11 protein-coding genes and 1 pseudogene are annotated in these 22,062 nt (G+C 58.0%); 7 read left to right on the plus strand and 5 right to left on the minus strand.

What is annotated here, in order from left to right:
- Nucleotides 1-815 precede the first annotated feature (815 nt).
- On the minus strand, nucleotides 816-1,439 hold the full coding sequence (locus GGD67_RS14365) for a J domain-containing protein (RefSeq protein ID WP_179733648.1): 624 nt from the start codon (nucleotides 1,437-1,439) through the stop codon (nucleotides 816-818).
- Between the two features lie 1,134 nt (nucleotides 1,440-2,573).
- On the opposite strand from GGD67_RS14365, the gene GGD67_RS14370 reads away from it, so the two are divergent.
- From GGD67_RS14370 to GGD67_RS14380, 3 genes are all read left to right on the plus strand, one after another.
- A complete protein-coding gene (locus tag GGD67_RS14370; RefSeq protein WP_179733650.1) occupies nucleotides 2,574-2,984 on the plus strand; it encodes a sensor histidine kinase in 411 nt (136 codons plus the stop codon).
- A gap of 355 nt (nucleotides 2,985-3,339) precedes the next feature.
- Nucleotides 3,340-3,477, plus strand: a complete 138-nt coding sequence (locus GGD67_RS14375; protein ID WP_179733652.1) for a hypothetical protein — start codon at nucleotides 3,340-3,342, stop codon at nucleotides 3,475-3,477.
- An 85-nt stretch (nucleotides 3,478-3,562) separates the two neighbouring features.
- Nucleotides 3,563-3,916: a hypothetical protein gene (locus tag GGD67_RS14380; protein ID WP_409411357.1), complete on the plus strand. Its 354-nt coding sequence runs from the start codon at nucleotides 3,563-3,565 to the stop codon at nucleotides 3,914-3,916.
- Between the two features lie 180 nt (nucleotides 3,917-4,096).
- Here the strand turns inward: GGD67_RS14380 and GGD67_RS14385 are convergent, their stop codons facing one another.
- Nucleotides 4,097-5,923, minus strand: coding sequence for an NEL-type E3 ubiquitin ligase domain-containing protein (locus GGD67_RS14385; protein WP_179733654.1), 1,827 nt, complete (start codon nucleotides 5,921-5,923; stop codon nucleotides 4,097-4,099).
- Between the two features lie 708 nt (nucleotides 5,924-6,631).
- On the opposite strand from GGD67_RS14385, the gene GGD67_RS14390 reads away from it, so the two are divergent.
- The 3 genes and pseudogenes from GGD67_RS14390 to nolL all read left to right on the plus strand — a co-directional run bounded on the left by GGD67_RS14390 (nucleotide 6,632) and on the right by nolL (nucleotide 12,986).
- Complete coding sequence (locus GGD67_RS14390; protein ID WP_210286469.1) at nucleotides 6,632-8,353, plus strand: NEL-type E3 ubiquitin ligase domain-containing protein; 1,722 nt, start codon at nucleotides 6,632-6,634, stop codon at nucleotides 8,351-8,353.
- Between the two features lie 1,004 nt (nucleotides 8,354-9,357).
- The gene (locus tag GGD67_RS14395; RefSeq protein ID WP_312013685.1) at nucleotides 9,358-11,283 is read left to right on the plus strand and encodes a hypothetical protein; all 1,926 of its coding nucleotides are present in this window, start codon (nucleotides 9,358-9,360) and stop codon (nucleotides 11,281-11,283) included.
- Nucleotides 11,284-11,950: 667 nt separating this feature from the next.
- A pseudogene (gene nolL / locus GGD67_RS39930) lies at nucleotides 11,951-12,986 on the plus strand (nodulation factor fucose acetyltransferase NolL).
- Between the two features lie 924 nt (nucleotides 12,987-13,910).
- Here the strand turns inward: nolL and GGD67_RS39345 are convergent.
- A complete protein-coding gene (locus tag GGD67_RS39345) occupies nucleotides 13,911-16,409 on the minus strand; it encodes a hypothetical protein (RefSeq protein WP_246790789.1) in 2,499 nt (832 codons plus the stop codon).
- 317 nt (nucleotides 16,410-16,726) lie between these two features.
- The gene (locus tag GGD67_RS14410) at nucleotides 16,727-18,130 is read right to left on the minus strand and encodes a carbohydrate porin (protein ID WP_246790790.1); all 1,404 of its coding nucleotides are present in this window, start codon (nucleotides 18,128-18,130) and stop codon (nucleotides 16,727-16,729) included.
- A gap of 1,232 nt (nucleotides 18,131-19,362) precedes the next feature.
- Here GGD67_RS14410 and GGD67_RS14415 point away from each other — a divergent pair.
- Nucleotides 19,363-19,971 (plus strand): DNA-binding protein, encoded by a 609-nt coding sequence (locus GGD67_RS14415; RefSeq protein ID WP_246790791.1) that lies wholly within the window; start codon nucleotides 19,363-19,365, stop codon nucleotides 19,969-19,971.
- A 397-nt stretch (nucleotides 19,972-20,368) separates the two neighbouring features.
- Here the strand turns inward: GGD67_RS14415 and hemN are convergent, their stop codons facing one another.
- On the minus strand, nucleotides 20,369-21,706 hold the full coding sequence (hemN, locus tag GGD67_RS14420; protein WP_179733660.1) for an oxygen-independent coproporphyrinogen III oxidase: 1,338 nt from the start codon (nucleotides 21,704-21,706) through the stop codon (nucleotides 20,369-20,371).
- Nucleotides 21,707-22,062 lie beyond the last annotated feature (356 nt).

A 22,062-nucleotide genomic window follows, 5' to 3' on the forward strand; every position in this document is an offset into this window, starting at 1 on the left:
GTGAGGAAACGACGGTGCTCCTTGGATAAATGACGGAGGAGAGCGGATAGATCTCACTGAGATCGCGCTGGGCGCCATCGTCGGAGGACAATTTGTGGGAAATCGAAAGCCTTACCAGACGGTTTCTTACGAACAGGGGAAACGCCCTCTAGCAGCGTGCGATAGCCGAGTGCTTGATGAACTCGATGCACGTTGAAGGCGATCAAGTTCACGATGACCACCTTGCCTCGCGGCGATCGGCAGAGCCCTTGAGATAGGTGAGTGGCGCGGGGCGCTGCTCCCCTGGCTATGTCAGAACCGGCCGTGTACCCCGCGATTCATCGGGCTCTCGTGATCGATCGTTGATCCGGCACCACCGAGCGAATAGGTCTGGACGGGTCGCCACAGCGCCGTAACCCTTTCCAGACAGCCAACGCGTGCCCCAGGGAGAGGTTTGTACTTTCGTGTTGCCCTTCGAACAACGGAGAGGTCGATCGTGCGCAACTCCTGTTGAAGCTTCGAAGATGGAACCGCCGGTAGTAGCTACTCAGCCGTCAGGACTGGGCAGAACCGTTTGGCATTTCCGCGAACTCACCGCTCGGCCGATGCAGCCGCCACTTGCGCACGGTCTTGCCGCATCCATTTTCCGGCCCTTGTTCCTGATCGCTGGCCGGAATGAGACGAACCGCTCATCATGTCGGTTGTTCGCCATGCTCGGCCGAAAGCGTTGGCCAGGAAAGTCAAACTGCCAGCTAACCAGAGCAAAGCGACTAATGTCTGGGTGGTTCCGTCTTCCACTGCTGATGCGCCGTTGAGGCCCACTGGAGATATCCGGGCTAGCTCTCGCGCACCACGGTCTTCAGGTAATGGTAGGCCTTGATGATCTCGACCAGGCGATCCTCCGTGGAGCGGTCGCCGCCATTGGCGTCGGGATGGTGCTGCTTGACCATCGCCTTGTACTTCGCCTTGATATCGCCGAGCGTCGCATTGGAATTCAGGCCCATCACCTGCAACGCTTTCCGCTCGGCATTTAAAATCTTGCGCGCCTCAGGCTTGGCCTTCGCGTGGGGGCGGGCACCGGCGCGTCCGTTCACCTCGACGAGCATGCAGAGGGCATGCCAGTCGTCCTCGAGATTGGCAGTGCTGCCGGTCATTTTGCGGGCGCTGATGTTCTCACCCATCTTCCAGGTCGGACGATGGCCGGTCAGCGCGTCGTTCTGGTAGCGTGCGACCGCTTCCGCGTCCATCCCCGAGAAGAAATTGTAGGACTGATTGTATTCGCGAACATGGTCGATGCAGAAGTGCCAATAGTCGCGCGCATTGTCGCGGCCTTTGGGCGCGGGATGGGTAGCCTTGTTCTGGCAACCTGGCCATTCGCATAGCGCCGCGGTCTGGCGCTCCTGCGCGTCCTGCTTGTTGATGCGAATGGACGCGAAGATTTTGGATGTGTCGATCGGCATGACCTGGCTCCGTTGGCGGAGCGGCAGTTAACAGGGCCGCTTCTATGCTCGAGAATTGGTTTGGACCGCAAGTTGGGTCTGACTCGGCCTTTGCGTTCTAGCAATCGACATGCCAGGACTGGCGAACTTGTTCAGACCATCATCTCTTTGCGATTTCAGATCGACTCAGTGGCAATTTGCTGTCGGGTTCTGCACATGGAGGTCTTGAACAGGACCGGGTGAATGCTCTCAAAGGCCAAGCGAAGGCACTGCTCGGCGGTAATCGGCGCAACGACGAAGGCGAGCGGCGTCTTCTGAATCTTGTTTAGAAGTTTGGAAAGTCTTCCGTCTTGCGTAGCGAAACAGAAAGCGCATTGTCTCGATTTCAAAGGCATTCGGAGCCACTCGTTCACGGATCAACGCAAGTCACAACATCCGCCCGCCGCTGACCAAGCCCCTGCTCACCAGCCTACTCAGCAAAGTCTCGATCGATCCGCTGTTGGAGCGGGTGGATGCTGGCGCTGGCACGGCAGCGGGAACGTAGGAGGTGCTTGGCAAGGCGCTGGTCCACGTCCCGGATGCATCTCTAAATGGTTATGTCGAGGCAATTTGTTTGCGGGGCGGGTCGATGCAGCCGGATCCCATGCAACACTAGTTATCACCAATTGCCTCAGAGCATCGTGTGCCGACGCGTTACCCAGCGCGGCGATGTCGCCTTTGGACAATCGCTTTCGAGCCCTCGCGCCTTTGGCGACGACGGGAAATGCGCCGTGAATCAGAAATTGGATCTCGATTATGCCGTCGTCGGGTACTGGAATGCATGACCCAAGACAAGCGAGACGAAATGATCGTGTCGATCACTCAGCGAATATCCGTCCTTGAGGATCGGGCAGGAGAGCATTTCAGACATCGTGCATGAGTACAACCCGCCTGCTGTCGGGAGTTTGCAGCCCTATGCGCATGCGGCGTTGCCGGCCCGCAGTAGCGGCGATTGGCTGTCGGCGGCGGCACTGTATTTGCCCGAAAAGTTGCAGAGCTCGGACCTCACGCTTCTGTATGAAACTGTTCTGCGAATCTATAGAGCGAGCCTCGGTCAACACGTGAAATAGCAATCGGTGCGGGTTGCCGTGCCCAATAGAGACCAGAAGGCTCGCCTTGAGCGAAGGTGTCGCGTTTGCCTGTCGCGCCGTCGCCCTTAGGGCATGGCGCACCTATCGGCCTGCGAGGCGATTCCGGCTGGCAACCCGTCAAACAACTACTTCGCATTTGGTGCTGGGTTTTGGCCTCTCGGTGTTTACCTCACGTAGCATTAGCAACCCGATTCAGAAGTTGACGGCGTCGATGCTGGACTTGGCCAACGGCAATTTCAATGTTGTGCTCCAAGGTCTTGGTCGAAAAGACGAAAGTGGTGAAATTGCAAACGCGGTCCAAAAGGTTCAAAGTGAATTCGGCCGAGAAGGCGGGGCGGAAACCCAAGCCAATCTAGCTCATGATCGTATCGCTGCTGAGCAACGAAAGTCCGACATGCGCAGGCTTGCAGATGCGTTCGAGGCCGCCACAGGGTAAATTGTTGAAACCGTTTCCTCCGCGTCTACAGAACTGGAAGCGTCGGCTGGCTCACTGGCAAAGACTGCCGAATAGACACAGCGACCCTCGACCGTTGTAGCGTCGGTCTCCGAACAGGCGTCCACGAACGTTCATTCCGTTGCATGGCCACAGAAGAAGTGTCGATTTCCGTGAATGAGATTGGTCGGTAAGTCCAGGAGTCAGCTCGTATTGCCAGTGAAGCCGTTCGAATACGCGTTCTCAATCAACGCTTGCAGGAGATAAGCTTAGCGCAAAGGCTGAAACCAAGGACGACAAGATCTTTGTTACCTACGATTTCTTGGAAACCGGCAGCGGTTATGTGAGCTCCGCCGTCATGCTCGAATTCGGCGCACTATCAACGGGCGAGCCGAGCGAATTTCATGACGTCGTTTGCGATGCTGCCAAATATCTTGAGACGCTCGACTTTCCGACGGCCAAGCCCAAGACGATGAAGGCAGAGCGTACCTTCTGAGAAGGCTACTGCAATCCATGTTTGTTGCGTTCAGGGCAAATTGAAGGGCGAGCGCTTTGCGCGTCATTGGTGCGATCTTGTACGATTGGACGAGGCCGGTATAGCAGAGAAGGGTCTGAAAGACCGGAAGCTGGCTGGGATTGTCGCAGATCACAAGTCGTGGTTTTTCTCAGAAAAGGGCGCTACGGGATCGGTCATCGATTTTCGCGTGGCCGTCGACGGTGCATTGCAGCCTGTTCCCGAAGGAGTGTCCCGAACCGTCTTGGAGCAGGATTACCAGCACATGATTGATAACCGTTTGTTGTTAGATGTGCCGGACACGTTTGACCAATGGATGCGCCGCTGCGCGGAGATCGAAACGCGCGCGATAAGCCGGCTTGAATTTTCTCTTGAATTGCCGGCCTGGCCGATAAGCGCCTACTGGTGTGCTCCGCATTGAGAGTGGGTATCGCTGACGATCCAGGTATTGGGCTTAGGAACTCAGTACAGAGTAAGCAGCCAGTCTGCTCCAAGCGTCTACCTGACCAGCATCTCGTGACAGCATAATAAACAGGAGCAACGCTAGCTTCTCCACCAGAGGAACTGCAACAGAATAACAGATTCTTCGGCAAAGGCCGCTTCACAGCGTGAGACCGTGCTCATTGAGCACCTTGTCTCTAAGAGTCCCCTTGATCTCACGGGCGATCTCTTTGCGAATTGCGGGGCCCAACGTTCGCTTGGCATCTTCCACCAGGTCAGCTTCAGCCCCGGTCAACCCCTGGTCGGCGAGCTGTTGCTTCAGTCTGCTGTCGAACTCCCGCCCCATTGCATCAATGAGCTGGTCCCGCGCCTTGGCGTGGTCTTCAGGTGCGATGCGACGCACCACATCGTCCCAAGGCTGCCAGTCCATTGCCAAGTAGTCGGCAAATTCAACCGCCTCCCTGTTCCTTACGGATGTCTCTGCGCGGTCAACGTCGGCGTCCGTGACGCCGGAGACCTCAAAGAAGCGCATCTCCGGCGCGACGTGTTGCAGGCCCAGCCGCTCGCGCAGCTTGTTCTGATAGGCAAGGAAGATCTCAATATCCTCGATGTCTTCGACATCGTCAGCCGAGCCGAGAGAGTGAGCCTTCTCGCGCGCAATCGCCTCGAGCGCGTCCATGCGGAACATGACACGCCCCAAATCGACGAGATCGGCAAGCCGTGCCTTGTCGTCATAGAAGCCGTTCTCGACTTCTGCGATGAGGCGCGCGGTCTGCATGCCGTTCCACGTTAAAGTTCTACGATCCTCGCAGCTTTGGTTGGCATCCCACGCCAGTTGAAAGTACTGCGCACGCAATTGCGGGTCTTTTGCCGCCTGCCGCAGATCATTGGCCACCGATTGCTGGAATCCTTCATTGCTAGAGTTGACGGAATTGAACAGCTTGCCGAGGAAGAGCCCGTACTCCCGGGCGCCCGGCTCTTCTGCAAAGTTCTGCCAAGCGGCGAGCACCTCCCGATCGCCCTCCCGTGGATCGCTCTTGAGCCATTCTGCAACCGTTTCAGCGAGGGCTTCCGCCTGCTCATCGTCCGTCCCGGACGCTTCACTTTCGTCGTCGCGCGAAAGGTGGACGGTTGGACCGGCATAACCCTCCGCGCTTAGGACAGTATTCAAGTGCGTCAGCACGTGCTCGGATAGCGGATTTTCAGTCAGAACTATGGTGGCGCCAGCGTCCAACCCCGTCAGTAGGTCCTCGGGCAAACTGGTCAACTGGTTCAGGCTTGCATCGAGAAACTCGAGCGAAGCGGGGAGAGCCTCAGGCAGCTCCGTCAGCTGGTTTTCGCTGACATCGAGAAACAGGAGCGTAGCAGGAAGGAGCTCCGGCAGATTTGTCAGATGATTGTGGCTGGCGTGGAGAAATCGCAGCGAAGAAGGGAGGCCTTCGGGCAGGTTCGGCAACCGATTGTCGTTGGCGCACAGAAACTGGAGCCCGGCAGGCAGCACGGTAGGGAGACTCTCCAACCGGTTGGAGTTTACGTCGAGCCCTTTGAGCCCGCTTGGCAGCGCGGGCAGGCTGCTCAGCTGATTGCCACTGACATTGAGACGCTGGAGCGAAGCAGGAAGTTCGTCAGGCAAATTCGTAAGCCGGTTGAAGGGCACATCGAGCACAACGATTTCGCTTGGAAGTCTGGGCAGACTGGTGAGGGACAGCGATTCGAGATCCAGTATGGCGTCTTCACCCAGCGCATTCATCCGCCTTGCCGCTTCTTCCCGGTCCTCGAGGGGGCCCACGTCCTGTTCAGCAACCCAATTTTCGAGCCCCTCGTCTTCTTCAGCCGCCCCATGGGGTGAATGCCCAGAGTTTGATGCGAAGCCCGTGACGACCTCATCCCACTGTGCCGCTCCCCCGTCTTCCCCCGCGTCTTGTCCGGAAGATGCAGAAAAGATGTTTTCGCGGCGCCGAATTTGTCCTGCCTCAAAAGGATCCATTCCACTTTCCTTACCACACCGAGCCAACCCGGCCCGTGACAACGCGGTCCAGAACTTAGGGCACTGATCTTTCGACAAGCTGACAGACCGATCGCGGCAACGGTATCGATGGCTTCGAAGCCGACATGACTTCGGTACAACGATTGGAATAGCGAATCGATCGCGGTCGCGGGCAGTTATCTCCCATCTATACGTTTCGGCATCTAGCCGACGCAGCGGCGCCTTAACATCGCGCGCTAGCGCGGCAACGGTGCATTATCTCAATGGCAGTCAATGGAGCCTCTTTCGGTTGAGTGCGTGAAAAGGAAGAGCGGCAGTCGCTCGAAAGCTCAACTTCGGAGCGGTCTTTTCATGCGGGTAAGGCAATCGGTGCAACGCCGGTTTTTTCCTTGGTTAACAAATCGTGCAACTTTTTGTTTTGCAGCGAGACCCGTCAGCTAATCGACAGGTGGCCGTAATATGGGCAGAACGATTTCACGCTGGCGGTCCTCTAGATCTGTCCGGTCAACGGAACGGCAGGAAACGTTGCAGCCGCATCGATCCCTTCGCCGCCTCAAATAGCGTGAAGATGTACCGTTTCGACCAGGAGTGGGTCGACGCGTCGCACGTGCGCCCGCTCGAATGATTATTGCGCCAGCGCGCAAACTCCTGCTTCGCAGCATTGCGCGGCGGCAGGCGTATTCCTTAAGTTTCTGATGACGGAGAAAAATGGTGGACACAGGACAGGCACAGCGGAGCGCGCGTTCCAGCCCGGACACTTTTGAAGAAGGGGAGCGTGAATGCTACATCGGCGGCTTCAACCGTGCCGTGGCGAATTTGCTCGAAAGCTTGACAGGATATCGGAACCCGGCCTCCGCGCGCGCGCGAATCCTGGACGGCTGGGTTGCCGAGGAGGGGCAGGGCGAAGCCGAGAACAGGCGACAGGGGCGCTCGCGAATCAGGGCTGCGGAGAACATGCGCTCGAACTCGGTCGATTTGTCATCCCTGTCGTTAACCGCTTTGCCCGACGCCCTTGCGCCGAGGCTACTGAACCTCGGCGCCATGCACAATGAGCTAAGTAGCCTGCCCGCAAGCCTTCCACCTGGTCTCCGCGAGCTTCTTATAAGCCACAACCAATTGACCAGTTTGCCGGACGCTCTTCCGGCGAGCCTCTATCGCCTCGAGGTAAGCGATAACAGGTTGACCAGTCTCCCAGACAGCCTCCCAGCGGAGCTGGGGATCCTGAACGCGAACAACAACCGACTGCGTAGCCTGCCCGAGGCTCTTCCAAGCAGCCTCACCGCGCTGTCGGTTAGTGGCAACCAGCTGACCGAGCTTCCCGAGTCCCTCCCATGGGGTCTCGTTGAACTCGATGTCAGTAGCAATCAATTGGCCAACCTTCCCGAAACCCTTCCGAACTGGCTTCAATCAATCAATCTCAGCGGTAACCGGCTCACCAGCCTGCCTGAACATCTCCTACCGGGAAGTTTGAGCTATCCGCTGGAGAACGTCGAATTCGGCGATAATCCATTCCCGGACGAGGTCCGCGTTCGCCTTGCGGCACCGCACCTTGGGCAGCTGCCTCTGTACGAGGCGGCCGCGCACTGGCTGGGGGACGATCCGGCGGCGCTGGCCGAATGGCTGCACTTTGCAGATGAGCCTGGCGCCCCGGACTACGCCCGGTTCCTAGATCGGCTACGCGAGACCGTCAATTATGGAAGTGCCGATTTTCGGCAGGCCGTGGCTGATGATCTGCGGCAGGCGGCGGCCAATCCGAGATTGCGCGAACAGTTTTTCACACAGGCTTCCGAAGCCAACGCCAGTTGTGAGGATCGTGTTACCCTGCACTGGAATGGTATGCGGACCGCGCGCCTCAATGCTGACGTGGAGGAGGGGGTTTATGATGATAGGCTCGACCAACTAATCCAGCGCGGCCGCGTTGCATTCCGCCTAGACGCGCTGGACGGGATCGCGCGCGACCGGGTGAACTCGCTCCTCACCCTGCACCCGAACGTAGACGACGTCGAAGTCTACTTGGCCTATCAACATCTTCTGCGCGAGCCGCTGGAGCTGATCCAGGTCGCCCCTGACATGCGCTTTCTGACGGTTTCTCACGTGACGTCCGACGATGCGGCGCGCGCTCTGGATTTGGTTCGCGAGCAAGAAGCGAACCAGTTTACCGACTACATGGCAGCCCGCTGGCAACCCTGGGAGACGGTGCTGAGACGAATCGCTCCTGATGAATATGAAGCGATGCAAGAACGGCTCGTCGAAGCCATGGGCGAGGAGTTTCAAACCCGCTTGGATCAGCGACTGACCCAGCACGGTCTTCTAGGCGATCCGGATGCCGAGCGGGTGCTCGGAGCCCAAGTCCGAAACGAGCTCGCCAGCGAGATTAAACGCGAGGTCATGCACCGCGTGCTGGCCGCCCGTGGCGGCCTCGAGTTATGAAGTCGCAAACCGCCGCAGGTATATTATCATTGCTCTGCGGCGGAAGCCAAAGATCGATGCTGCAGTCTCGCCAATCGCTGACAAGGAGCTTTTGCGCTTCGACGGCGCGCTGCGTCGATCAGTTCCTCTCGGTGTTGCCGAGCTATGAAAGCTGGGACGCAAGGCGAGGTGTACTCCGCTCGGAAGCCTCGTCGGGACGAGAGCTCCCAGGTGAAAGTTGTTGATAAGGCCAAGGTGGCGCGGCGGTGAAAGGAGTGAGGCGCTACCGCAGCGAACCAACCCGCTTTGGTTGACGTTCAAGACAAAGGTCGCTGGAGGGCCGGAACTTAATTGATCTGTGACTGCGCGATAATCCTTGTCGAGGCTGAGTGATCCCCGCTGTGATGTTTGAATTCCTCTCACGATCGACAGGGCGATCCATTGATATCTCGTCGAGATCCCTTGATATCTCGTCGACTGGAATAGGCCCGCCGAAGAGGTGCGGAAAAGCGGGAGCGCCCCGTCCTGTCGCCAAGCGGTCGGCCGGACGAGAGGCCGTCAATCGCGCAGCAATGTCCTGATCTCGTCAGCTTTTCGAAAGGTCGCAGCGACAACAATCGAGAATCGTGTCTCGCTAGACGATCTGCTGCCGGCCGTGCGGATTGCTGCATTGCCAATACAAACATGAGGAGAGCAGGATGGACCCGGTTGACCCATTCTTGAATTCAGGAGCCTGGATGCGGGAGTACGCTGCCTTGCAGGGGCGAAATGCGCAGCGAGAGGATAGACCCTCCGAGGAGGGTGAATTTGAAAGGCGGCTGGAGGGCTTGAACCTCGACCCTTCTGATGAAGCCAAATCGACGTCGCCTGATCGGGCTCTTACCGCACGCGGACGAGCAGTCCGGCGGGATGAGCTAGGTGGGTCGACGCGGGTGCCGCCACACACCGCATTTAGGGAGAGTTCGATTGGCCCGACGCGCCGGAGCGTAGACATTCCTCGCTCTCAGCTTCCCGCTTTGGGGCAAGTGCCGCAATCCAGTCTGCGCGATGATCTGTTCAGCAGCGCACGTTACAGCTTTCCGGACGCAGAGTCTGCCGCCTCCGCCAAGGGCGGAAAAAGACGCGGTTTATGGTCACGCTTCAAGTCGGGAATCGGCAAGGCTCTTGGCCGGAGCGGCAGTGAAAAGTCGCCGCGCGAGGTGGGCCAATCTGACGTCTTTTCGACGAATTTGCGAATTGATTACGCCAGGCAGCCAGGCCGGACGCGCGGGGTCCCTCCGGCCGATGAGGCGCTCATTAACGATTTCAGAAGGAAGGCGACGGGTAACCTCAGCGACGGCACGATCAAGAATGCGGCAACCGATTTGCGCCATTTGAGCGCGCGCCTGAGCACGGCTGGCAGGCCCTCAATCGCGGATCGGATTCGCCGGGAATTGGAAAACGCGCAGCTGGAAAATCCTGATGTGGAAAACCACCAGCTGGAAGCTGAGCTCGATGAGGATGTCGATACCTACGCAAAGGACCGGGGCACGCGCATCAAGGCCGCCTTGAAGAAGCTTCGTGAGGTCGATGCCGGAAACGACCTGGCGGCCGATGTCCGCCGACTGGCTCCTCACGGTGCGGACGCAACCCTGATCGGCATGTGGGCGGCGGCGGAAAAGGCGACAGGCAGGATCGACCCGAAGACGATCGACAGGCAAGCTCGCCGCATGTCGAGGCTGAGTGAGTGGCTGCAGACGCATGACCGGCCACCGATCGCCGACCGGCTGTCCACCGCTGGGCTCGCTCAGGATGTCGAGGAGTACAGGCACGATACCGACGACAGCAAGATCAACGCTGATCCGGTCAAGCTTGGCCAATACGAGCAAATCCTGGGGGCGAACAGGGCGCTCGGATTGCTGCCTCCTCAGGACCCTGGTCATCCGTCTGCGGAAGGTGCTCGGCAGGTTCACTCGCCGCAGGAACTTCCCGCAATGCCGGCAACGCCGAGCGCGGGAGCCTGGGAATGGCTTGGCGAGCAAATGCACGGGCCCGCCTCATCGATGCCAGCGCCGTACCGGGGGGAACACGCTGCCTCATTACAGCAGCTTCCTGCAACGCCAGCGACGCCGAGCACCGGAGCCTGGGACTGGCTCGGGGAGCAGATCCACGGTCCTGCGTCACCGGTTCCAGCGCCGCACTGGGCCGCCCAGGCTGATCTGCCAGTCGAACTTCCTGCGACTCCAGCTACCCCAAGCCAGGGCGCATGGGCCTGGCTTGGGCAACAGATGCATGAGCCCGCATCGTCGTCGTCAGATCAGCCGCAATCGTCAAACATTTATGCCGGCCTCGATTCCTTCGTCGATCTGGACCCGTCAACGCCGTACCACTTGCGTGACGATGCGCACTCTGCGCCAGCACCTGAGCTTGCAGCCGCATCGTCGTTCGCAGGACTGCCGACGGCGGCGCCGGAGCTACGGGATATTGGCGCAATTGTTGGCGCCGGCTGGCGCCACCGCTCGCAGGCGGCTTCAGACGTGTTGATCGATGTCCTGGGCAATATCAATCTGCTGCCAAACCAGTTCGGACCAAGTCAGTTTGCGATCAACGGTGAGCTCTATTCGGCTACGTTCGGACCAGGCGGTCGCAGGGACGTTCGCCTGGTTCATCACCCGCGCGCCGGTGGGACGAACGAGGCCGGGCCATCCCAGTCGCTGCATCGCCCACCGCCAATCGTAAGCGCAAGGCAAACCGAGGAAAGTGCAGTCGATCTTGGTTATCTTATCCGGGGCGGCTGGGAGCATAGGGAGCGATTCCTGCCGTCTTACCTCGTGCGCGTTTTGGAAGGCGAGCGCATCATGCCCCAGCCTGAGCGGCCGACCTATTTCGAGATCCGCGGAGTGCCTTACAGGGGCGAGTTGGTGGAAAGCGAGGGACGCCAACGCGTTCGCATTTTCCCTGAACGTGGCTGAAGAGGCAGCAGGGCAGCAATCCCCGTCTTTCGGCGAGGCAGCTCGCGTGCGGCGTTCCTATACGCGGCTTTTGGAAGGCGAGATCGGCTGCTAGGTCACGGACTGAACCGTGCAGCTTTCTCTTTGTAGAACCAGGCAGGCTCATTGGATTCTACGAATTTGGTGCAGGCCCTAAGCTGCCTTCCGCATCCCTGATCCTTTCCCAAAAACTCGCCAATTCTTGTCTTGAAAACCTTCGCTCAGCGAGCCCTGCAGATCGAGGGCATTTGTCATCGACGGAGCACAGCGCGGAGTGCAGCCGAGGGAACAAGCACTAAGAACATGGCTACCAGACAAAGGTTTGCTGACGAATGCTTTCGTAACGATGGGCCAAAATCCTCGGTGGGCGTGTTACTTCGCAGCGTGCATACGGTCAAGCCTTCATGCGCAGTTCAGTTATTACGCTATGGGATGACTCCTCGCGATGACTTTCAAACAGCTCTTCCGCTCATTGGTTGGTGGAAAGAAATCGATAAACCATCGTCTAGCTCGTTTCCCCTTTCCTTTGGGTCTTTATCGCACAGTCAGCTATTGGAGTGCAGACTCGAGCGGCGATTGTCTCCGCCGTCATCGGACAGGTCGATTTGTCGCGAGCTATGTATTCGGCTAATTGGAAAAGCGTGGCGAGATGTTGATACATCATGTAACAGGAAAGGTCATGCCTGAGACAGCGCACGATCGCGATCTCGCTTTGGACTTCGCCAAAGGAGTGCTCATTATTCTAGTGATCGTCGGCCACCTGATCCAATATATCCTCAAGGGTTTTGGGATTCGGCAAGTTTCAAATGGATCTACATGTTCCACCTGCCTCTCTTTATGGCGATAAGCGGCTATCTTTCCTGCCGCGCGCTAACGGGAAAGCCCTTCACGAAAGCCATCAGCGATCGTGCGATGCAGCTCCTGTTGCCTATGCTGTTTTGGTGCTCTCTTCTGGAGACATTAAAGTTGACCGTGTTTCCCCGACCGGCGGGCGCAGCAGACAACGTTTTGCAGTTCCTGAATGATTTCGCCGGCGCATACTGGTTCGTCTGGGCCGCGTTCATTTGCTTTCTTCTCGCCAAAACTATTTCGATCTTCAATCATTCCTCGTCCTGGGTCTTCTTGGTATCGGTCATTCTGGTCGTCCTCGCACCTCTGACCTCTTTTCCATATTCCCTCTCATAAAGTATACGTACCCGTTTTTCTGCTTCGGATTCGCATTTGCGCAGTCGAGAGAGCGGTGGACGAGCATAGTGCGCTCTAAGGGGCCGTTCGATTGTGTCTGCCTCAATGGTGGCGAAGATGTGCTTTCTGGTCTGGCGCAACGACACTTATGTCTACAACAATCTCGCTTTGGTCCAGGATTTGCAGTCCGCAAGAATGTGCTTCTGATGTTTCTTGGCTCCGCAGCTGCCTCAGCGGTGATGATTGAGGTCCTACTTCGATCATGGAATATTGGGCGCTCAAATCGGGTGGTCCGCTTTATCGCCGCGAAACTGGGACCGAGCACGCTGGTGCTGTACTTGATCCAGGGTAGGGTATTCCGTCTAATGGATTCGATACAGTATGGAGAACTGTGGAGCCCCACGACGAAGGCGGCCGCGGCTGCATTTCTCGGGGCAATGATTGTTGCCGTCGCGCTTGCGGTTCGCTGGACCGTGCGCGACATTCCTTGTCTGTCCTAGCTCATGCTCGGCGTGCCACCGCGCTCATTCGTTTGTCGAACCAGCCCTGCCGATAAGTAGCTGTAACCGAAGTCTGGTCAGAAGGCTCTCGCAGACCATCGTAGATTTGACCTGCGACTGAGTATTTGCTCCGGAAGGAGTTAGAGGACGGCCCGAAGAAGGACGGACAAATGAAGCGCGCCAGGTTCACGGAAGAGCAGATTATCGCGTATTGAAGGAGCATGAGGCTGGGGGGAAGTCAGCCGACCTGCTCGCAAGCACGGCGTCATCTTGATGTGCTTGTGCCGATCTTCTGCGGCCAAACCTCACTTTATCGCGCTCCCTCCTGAAGTGAAGGCCAGCCACCAATCCTGGTAGGCATCCCACGAGCGCTCTTGGCGCTACAATTCGCAGCCCGTGGAGTTTGACGACACTCCCGGGAAGGCGTGGTAGCTTTGTTATGGCAAGGCAGCCCACCCAAGTTAGCGGCGCGTGGTAGGGACAGCGCTTTTCAGGGCCGACAAAGCGTCGAATCAAGTTGCCGCTAACTTCCACTTTGGTCGAAGTCGACGGTGATCATAAACGGGAGAAGCGTTCGCCGGCCGAGCTGAGGCGGCTGGGGCGGATATTACGCGCTGACCAGATGACACCTGGGGCCATCATCAAATGCCGACGCAATCGCCTTTTGCGGTTGCCGCAGGATGCGTTCGGGGGGCATCCCGCGCATTCAGCCTTCACGCTCGCAAGGCGCTGACTGGTATCTGGGAGGGCGTCCGGCTTACCTGTCGGGCAGACCCCCTTGAGAGCGCTGCCAGAGGGGGGCTCAACGTGCGGACCGGCGATCATCCGCGACACTCGACGAGCAGCGAAAGGACATTGTCAGGTTGGATGCCGTCCACCGTCCTCTTGATGTACTTGTGCCCGGCGTGAGTGGCTCACATCACATCAACCCTGCGGCGGTATTCTTCGACATAGAACTCCCATTCGCCGCTCTCGATGTCTTTGATTGCCATCATCGATGGATCGCTTCCGCTGCGTTCCGTTGGGGTTTAGTCCGCCGACGTGTGTGATCCTTTCGTGAGGGTTCTTTCCGTCCTTCTTGTTGGTGCGACGAATGCGTGCGCGTTTGGCCATTCGAGTCTCTCCTAGATCGGCAACCAGATTAGACGAAGGTAGTCGATCAAGGCTGCCATCAATCATGGTAAGCTCGCTGGAGTCCTTTGCGATACAAGTTGGCGGTACCCCGTATCGCGATGTGCCTTTGCACGAAAGCGGACGGGGCGGGTTGATCATCTCGGCTTTCCGAAAGCTCCTCTGCTTATTCATCATCAAGCATGCGCCGAAGCTCACTTGGAGGGAATGGCTCCAGATCCAAAGCAAAGTCTTCTGGATCAATAGACGCTGGAGCGGCAAGGTGATTATCCTGTCGTCCGTGAAGCTCGTCATGTAAGTCCTTTTCCAGTTGCTGGAGCTCCTCGGAAGGCACGGAGACCGGGACGTGTTGATTATCGACAAGATCCAGTACTCGCCGACGCTCCCCTGACGAAGCTGCTCTGAATCGAATGCGACTTGCTCCTGGATAAGAGACGGCGAGGCGAATTGATCATCGTGCCTTTCCTGTAGCTGCTCTGCGGACTCAGCATCAAGCAGTTGCCAAAGCTCCTCTGGAGGAAACCGCCCTGGATCGAAAGTAAATTCTTCTGAATCAATGGAAACAGGAGGAGCGAAGTGATCATCCCGTCGTCCGTGAAGCGCTTCGTGCAAGTCCTTTTCCAGTTGCCGCAGCTCCTCTGGAGGGACGGAGACTGGCGAGTCGCCGGGTTGATCATCGAGATGATCCAGTACTTGCCGAAGATCTGCCTGAGGGAGCTGCTCTGAATCGGATGCGACTTGCTCTTGGACGAAAGCCGAGGTGGCGGGTTGATCATCCCGCCCCTCGGTAACCTCCTGTGCGTCTTCATCCTCGAGCAGTCGCCGAAACTCCGCTGGAGAGAACAGGTCTGGATCGAAAGTAAACTCCTGCGGATCAATGAAGAACGAAGGCGCTGCGTGATCCTCCAATCGTCCCTGAAGTTCGTCGTGCAAGTTCTTTTCCAGTCGTTGAAGCTCCTCCTCTGAACGGACGGGAACTGGCAAAGGGATGGCTTCGTCATCAAGATGATCCAGTCCGCGCCGAAGGTGCTCCTGAGGAAGCTGCTCTGGATCGACCGCGACCTGTCCTTGGAGGAGAGCCGACGCCAACGGGACGGGTAGATTTTCCTGCACCTCCTGATGCTCCTCTTGCCGCTTGGCTTCCTGCAACGCGCGGTGCTGCGTAGCGGCGCCGTCGATGCGTATCGGGTCCGTCAGTGACGCGGTTTCAGGATTGATTGGAGGCAGGTTGGGAGGATTGAGCTTGGCGCGAGTGCGCCCCGGACGCACGATGGGCACGACTACGCCCGTCGACCGAAAGGTCCGCAGATGCTCTAATGCTTTAACGAGTCTGTTGCTATTAGAGGAACCGCTGAACTCGCGCACGTCACTGCCATCGCTCAGCGATTTGCCGTCTAGTCGAGCAACAATGCTTGGCTTGGCGTTTGCGAAGAGCCAACGGCTATAGCCAATAAGAGAACCTGCATGCTGCTTCGCCGTAACGGCGGCCGTCCCGCCCTCAATAAGCGCCTCCTCAAGCCTGAAGATATCGGCAGCATCCTCGGCATAAAGAGGCCGCCTGTCCCACTGCCCCCGGATTATGACGCCCGTTGAGGCGACCGGCATTGCTCCGCCACTTCCTCCTGAAGCGGCGCTTGCGCTCGGTTTCCGATATACCAGAACTTCTTCCAGATCGTTCAGCGTCCTCTGTCTTTTCGCTGCTCTCGATTGAGCTGCGTCATGTTCATGATTGATGGGGGCCTCCTCGCTTGCCAGAAGATTGCTCCGGGCATGGGCATCCATCGCTTCGTCCGGGGATTGCTGGCCATCGTTAGATGCGTCTTTCGCTGAGGGGAGCGCGCGCGGTCGCCCGCGAGAAACCAAATGACCGGAATCATGATAAGCACGAAGCACGCTTACGCCTGTCTTCATGAGGGCGTCTTTCGGAAAGTAAGTATCTAGGTGATTAACCAGGGACTGGTGGTCCCTTAGTTCAGTCGTTTGGCCAAGGGCGCGAATATCATTCGCCAGCCGACGAAGTGCGTTAGTACAAAACTTGCCCGTGTTCGGTTGTGGGTTCTTCTGAGCCGTATATTGAGCAATCGCCCTGTCGATAAGGTCGCGGTCTTCTGTAGATAGATGTGGATAGGAGCCTCCAGCGCCGATGGGCGCGGCTTCGGCCTGCCTTGCCTCAGCCAAGTGCTGCTCAAAGCCATCTTGTCCGGCCTGGCTTGTCTGCGGCTCTTGCGAGACGTCGTGCTGCACCTGCGACCAAGCTGGCGCGTTAAACGGGTCAAAATCTTGCAGGTCCACGCTAACATCACCTCCAGGATCACCTGAACAGGTCTGCCTAGTCGGGCAAGCTTTCGAGAACCTGACCTGGCTATGGTTCCGCAGAGAGTTAATCGCGGTGGCCAACCTCGGAAATGACCGCGTTCGGGACCAGGCTCTCCTGAACAATCCGCCTCACCCTCCCTGGGATCCAAGGACATCTTTTTGTCCATAAGCTCTTACAGCTGGCGCACCCTTAGATCCCAACGGGCTCGTCTGGCGCCGGTCCCTTCAACAAGATCGCGAAGCTCAAGTCCCATGCGGCACGAGATGATGGACCAAAATGGCGTTAGCGATGATCAGAAGAATATCAACGTAGATACCAAAAGATTGAGCGCGTGTTCAGTTTGGGGCGTGTGCGTGATGCTTGTGGGGTTATGAACGTATGATAATCCCACGCCTGCATATATTCCCGGAGCAAGATGGGCGGTATATGTTCCGGTGATTGCCGTGGTATCACGATGCGCAAGCTGGCCTTTAGCCAGGGCAGCATCCACCGCAAATTTGCTCCAGCTCGTCTTGCTAGCAACGAGTGCAATCAGATCACTGGGCCGGCTATCAAAGGGCCCTTTCGCATAAAGACGAAGCTCGTAATATTGGCTGATCTTGTTGAGGACAGGCGGAGCTCCCATGATGGAGAAGCCGCCATAGATGCCGCGAGACGGCGTCCCACTCGCGTCAATCTGCCAGAGCTGCCTGTCCGCAGCGATGTAGTGAAAATTATTCCCGCTCTCCCTTTGTTGCTTGGGATCCGCCAAATTCGTGTAGCGGCTACTGTTCAAACCAACGCCCGCCCGCAGCCACGTGTCGGGTACGCCTGCAGCAGCCTTGCTCTTGTAGCCGGCTTCGTCAACGAGAAGGATGCCCGCATTGGCCGTGCTCCAGTTCAAGCCAGCGGGATTCTCGGTTATGTGGGCATAGGCACCATCTGGACTGATTGAGCGCTGGACGGAGACCTTGTTGTACAAGCGATCGTCAAAATTGTACTTCAAGTTGACCGCCGGCGTCGGTGCAGCATTGGTGCTCATCCCTCCCTGGAACAAGGCAGACATGTTCGATCCTGTAATCCCTCCGAACAATGTGCCGGTGAACTCATTTTGGTTTCTGAGGTAGCCAAGTTTGAGTTCTAGCGTCCTGTCGAAGAAAGTCTGGTAGTAGGCGAGCGTATTGATTCCCGCTCGATCTGGTCCCGGTCGATCCCACGTCCAGTATTGCTGCTCGGCTCCCACAACAATCTGTCCGTCGGCAATGCCAAACCGGCTGAGATCGTAGGTGACGATCATGAAGCTTGCCGACGCGAAGGTCGGGTTCTGGCCCATATAAAGCTGGTTTGCGATAGTGCTTCTGGCCGCATTCGGCAGCTGGTTGTTTACAAAGCTGTTGTGCGTCCAGCCGATGTAGCCGATGCCGACATCTGCCAGCGCCGATCTAACGCCGTCCTTGTCCTGACCAATCGTGTCCGCAGGGCCAGGTACGTTGAACCACAACCCTTTTTCACGCAGCTTGTCGTACCTTTCGAAGGGATCGATCGTCTTTTGCGGTCTCGTCTGGGCACCCCTGCCCGCATTGCCGCGCTTCTCAAAAGGCACTCCGGGACCTGCTGTTGGCGCCGGGGCAGGAGGGCGGATTGCCTGACGGATCAGGTTGATCCGGAGCCTTGCGGCCCGATCGGAGGTCTTTCCTCTTTTGCTGGCCTGATCCATAGAACTAGGATCAAGTCCGCTCGCGGTTTGTCCCAGTACGAAATTGCCGACCAGACAAGCCGCTAGCGAAAGCGCGATAATAAGCCCAAATTGCCTTCCCCTTGGTCTGAAATTGAAAGAAAGTGCTGCCGTAGCCGAATTTGTCCGAGGCGAGCTCGTCGCAAGAAGGCAATCGCGCATGGCGTACTTCGAGTCCATGTCTGCCGGTCATGAATAGATTGAACAGCGGCCTGATTGGCTCAGAGTGAGGTCCCGGCGTTTTCGCGTCCGAGGGCGAGGGGGACGAGCCAGAACGCGATCCATCCGAAGAGGACCACTCAGGCTTGCTGAACCTCTCAGCCCGCGGCGCGATGATGATCTGGTCCGAAACTCTGCTGGTGCATAACCACGGTGCGCCGAGAGCCAGAGAAGGGCGCTGCCTCGGCAAATGCTCACGACGAGCGCGCGAGGGCATGCTGTCCTGGCCATCAAACATTGCGAATGTCCGCCCTGCTCACTGTGGGTCAGGCGGGTCTGGCGGTGTTGCGCATCTGCATCGAAGGCGGCCTTCTGGACGAAACGGCAGCTACCGGAAAGCAAGGATCGCCGTGCAAGAGGCTTGGATTCACGAAGCGCTTTAGCGGTATCGTTGTCAGCGAAACACGAGACAACCGCCAGGCTTGAAGTTGCGCGCGCGGCAACCTCACCACAACATCTAACGTGACGGCCCAGGAGACCGGAGGAATCGGCCATCGAGCAGCTTTGGCAGGTATCGGCGAACAGTTGCTGGCTGCCGTGAGCGCGGCACAACCTGTCTTGCATTCGAATCCTTGACGTGCACGGCGTTCGTTGGTCACGCTTGCCACGAGCCCGTCATCTCGAACAACCTGCCGGAATTGGTAGTTGATCAGGTGCAATGGTTGCCGGTCCAATCGGCCATTGCCGCTCAGCCGATTGGCCGTGGCGCTTACGTGCCGCGTCCCGGCGGAGTTGCTGGTCTCGGCAAGCCGTGAGGGGGGCTCCATCGAGCACACTGCAGGAATGAGTGAACGGTGTGCATTCGTGCCGGGGGGTAAGAAAATCTCCAGGGTTCTTCTGAATGATGAAAAAATGCTGCGCCATCGCCGGCGAAGATGAATACCGTTGCTTGCTGGTGACGCTATCATGGAGAACGCGCGCAAATTGTCGCGTTGCGTTCCCCAAGAAGTGGCGTTTCATAGGAGCAGGGCAGCCGATCGGGAAGCTCGGCAAGATTGATTGTCGTCGACGCTCGCCCCGTGAGCATCGCAGCCTATGGCGTCGACAAAACAAGCCTGCTGGAATGGGATCTTGGGCGAGGGAAAATGGACTTGATTGATCAAGCGGCCGCTTCAGACTTGCGGCCGCTCTTGCGCGGGCCGTCAAGACGAATTCTCCCGGTTTTGGTGCTCCCGCTTGTCCTCGTCAGCTCGTGTGCTGCTGGCGTCTGGCTTTGGGCTAACCTTGAAGCGTTTGTCGAGACGCCGGAAGCCCGGGACGTCGCTTCAACGATCAGCCTGTCACTGGAGGACAGGGCAGCCTTGTTTGAGATAAACTGGGCACAGCAGAAAACTGACGATGAGATCGCAGTACTCAACAGCCGGATCAATGCCCAGCGGGATGACCTCAAAGGGATCCTGGATCAGATCACCATGCTGACTTCGCGGATCGATTTGCTGCAGAGTGTAACACCTGTCCCTTCTGCTGCGTCAGAGCCTCCTTTGTCGCCAGCCCGGGCTGCTTCGAGCGTCACCAGGAAACGCTTCGGGCGGTCCAAACCACAGGGACCTGTTTCCGTCGGAGGCGCGCCAGTGATCGCCGGACCGAAGACAGCCGACCCTTGAGGTCTGAGACGCTGCAGGCGTGGTCAACTGTGCTAGATGAGGTGGACCGTAGCTTCGCAAAGCTGCCTCCGGCCGTCAAATACCCGAAGTTTGTGCGGGCCGTCGTCTCCAGGGGCATGTCACTGAGGCCGTCTATCATCGCGCGCGCTCCAGGACAGGTGGCGCACAGCATTTTCCGCATGATCGAGCCGTGGCCCTGAGCGGCTGAGCGCGCTGCGCCTCTCCTTGCGATCAGCTCCCTTTTTAATCAGCCCTCGCCAGTTCTGAGACTATACCTGAAAGCTCGTCTCATCACACCGCCGCTGCTTCTTCGAAATCTGCCTGTCTGCCCGAGGCGCTTCTTCGGATCGCCCCCCGCGAAGAGCTTAGAGGTTTGGGATCTGCTCACATGCGTGGCTTAGTTAATAGGGATGCGGTCGAGATAAGTGTCGAACGCGGCAGCAACGGCGCGAATGACAAACCGGTGCTCCTGCTTGACCCGAATGAATCCCTCTTCAATCTCCACTATCCCGTCTTCGGCAAGCATTCCCAGGCGGTCGGCCGAATCGAGAAGAGGAAGCGGATCAAATCCGTGAGCAGCACAGATCGCTGGTACGTCGGCCTGCAAATCGCACATCAGACGCTCGATGATTGCGGCGCGGAGGCAATCTTCGGCGGTGAGACAGTAGCCTTTTGAGGTTGCCAGACGGCCAGCCTTAATGTGTTGGTGATAGGAAGCGGTTGCGATCTCGTTCTGGACGTAACCGTCACGCAGACGGCCGATGGCTGACGGACCTAAGCCGATCACGGTTTTGCAGGTATCAGCCGAATAACCCAGGGAGTTGCGGCGCAGCCGGCCAGTTTTCTGCGCCAGCGCGAGCTCGTCATTGGGCAGAGCGAAATGGTCGAGCCCGATCTGGCGGTAGCCGGCCGAGACCAGCGTATCTGCAATAGCCGCGGCTTGCTCAGCGCGGGCGACATTATCCGGCAGCGCCGTCTCATCGATCTGGCGCTGACGTTTCATATAGGAGGGGACGTGAGCATAGCCGAAAACCGCAAGCCGGTCTGGCCGCATGGCCAGAGCCGTCCGCGCGGAGTCCACGCAGGACCGCACCGTCTGATGCGGCAGTCCGAAGAGAAGGTCGAAATTGATGCGGCTTATCCCATGCTGGCGTAGGCTTTCGACGACAGAAGCTGTCAGCACCTCGCTCTGCACGCGGTTGACCGACCTTTGAACCACCGGATCGAAGCTTTGCACGCCGATGCTCGCGCGGCTGACCCCGGCCGCTTGTAACATTTCGACCATCTCGGCCGTGACTCCACGTGGATCGATTTCTATCGCGATGGTAGCTGATTTGCTGAATGCAAAGCGGTGGCGCAGGAGTTCCATCAAGGCGAGAAAATCGCTCGGTGCAACGGTGGTCGGCGTCCCGCCGCCGAAATGCACGTCGCTTACCGGCAGAGCGCGCGGCACTTGCTCTGCGACCAAGCCTATCTCGTCCCGCACTGCCGCCAAGTAATTGCGGACCGGTCGCTCGCCGCGAGTGAGGCTTGTAGGGAAGCCGCAATACCAACATATAGAGCGACAGAAGGGAACGTGGATGTAGAGCGATACGGGTTCCTCAGGCGGCAGCCGCCTCAGCCACGTCTCACAAGTCTGGACACCGACCATCGCGGAGAAATCCGGTGCGGTTGGATAGATGGTGTACCAAGGCAGGCGAGCATCGCAATACTTGTTAAGGAGAGAGGTGTGCAAGGCTTAGCTTTCCCATGCTCAAACAGCATGAGGCTGACCGATGCCCTCTCTAATGTCTTTGCGTTATGTCAAACCCGCCCAATGGTTTCTGAGATCCGGTCCCGTTTTCGATGTTACTGCCAACGCGGCTTAGGCGCAGGGCAGGGAGTGAGAGCCGCTCGTTGGCGATTATCTGAACGTTTAGGATATGAATTTCTCGTGCGAGCACGGTTCAAGCGGCTAGACGTGCCCGACGAGCTGTCGCGAACGATCAATCGCTCATCCGAGGGCGCGTCGCTTCGCCCCCGTTGACGGCCAGGTCATTTTTCCGACGAAAACAGGGAATTGTAGGTGTCACCAGGAGCAGCTGAGCTTGC

Origin of the sequence: Bradyrhizobium sp. IAR9 (genome assembly GCF_013408065.1) — a bacterium.
Lineage (GTDB): Bacteria > Pseudomonadota > Alphaproteobacteria > Rhizobiales > Xanthobacteraceae > Bradyrhizobium.

What these genes read in the sequence shown, in the direction of transcription:
- GGD67_RS14390 (WP_210286469.1), top strand. Translation starts at nt 6,632, where the DNA reads ATGGTGGACACAGGACAGGCACAGCGGAGCGCGCGTTCCAGCCCGGAC.
- GGD67_RS14375 (WP_179733652.1), top strand. Translation starts at nt 3,340, where the DNA reads ATGCTCGAATTCGGCGCACTATCAACGGGCGAGCCGAGCGAATTTCAT.
- GGD67_RS14385 (WP_179733654.1), bottom strand. Translation starts at nt 5,923, where the DNA reads ATGGATCCTTTTGAGGCAGGACAAATTCGGCGCCGCGAAAACATCTTT.
- GGD67_RS14410 (WP_246790790.1), bottom strand. Translation starts at nt 18,130, where the DNA reads ATGGATCAGGCCAGCAAAAGAGGAAAGACCTCCGATCGGGCCGCAAGG.
- GGD67_RS14365 (WP_179733648.1), bottom strand. Translation starts at nt 1,439, where the DNA reads ATGCCGATCGACACATCCAAAATCTTCGCGTCCATTCGCATCAACAAG.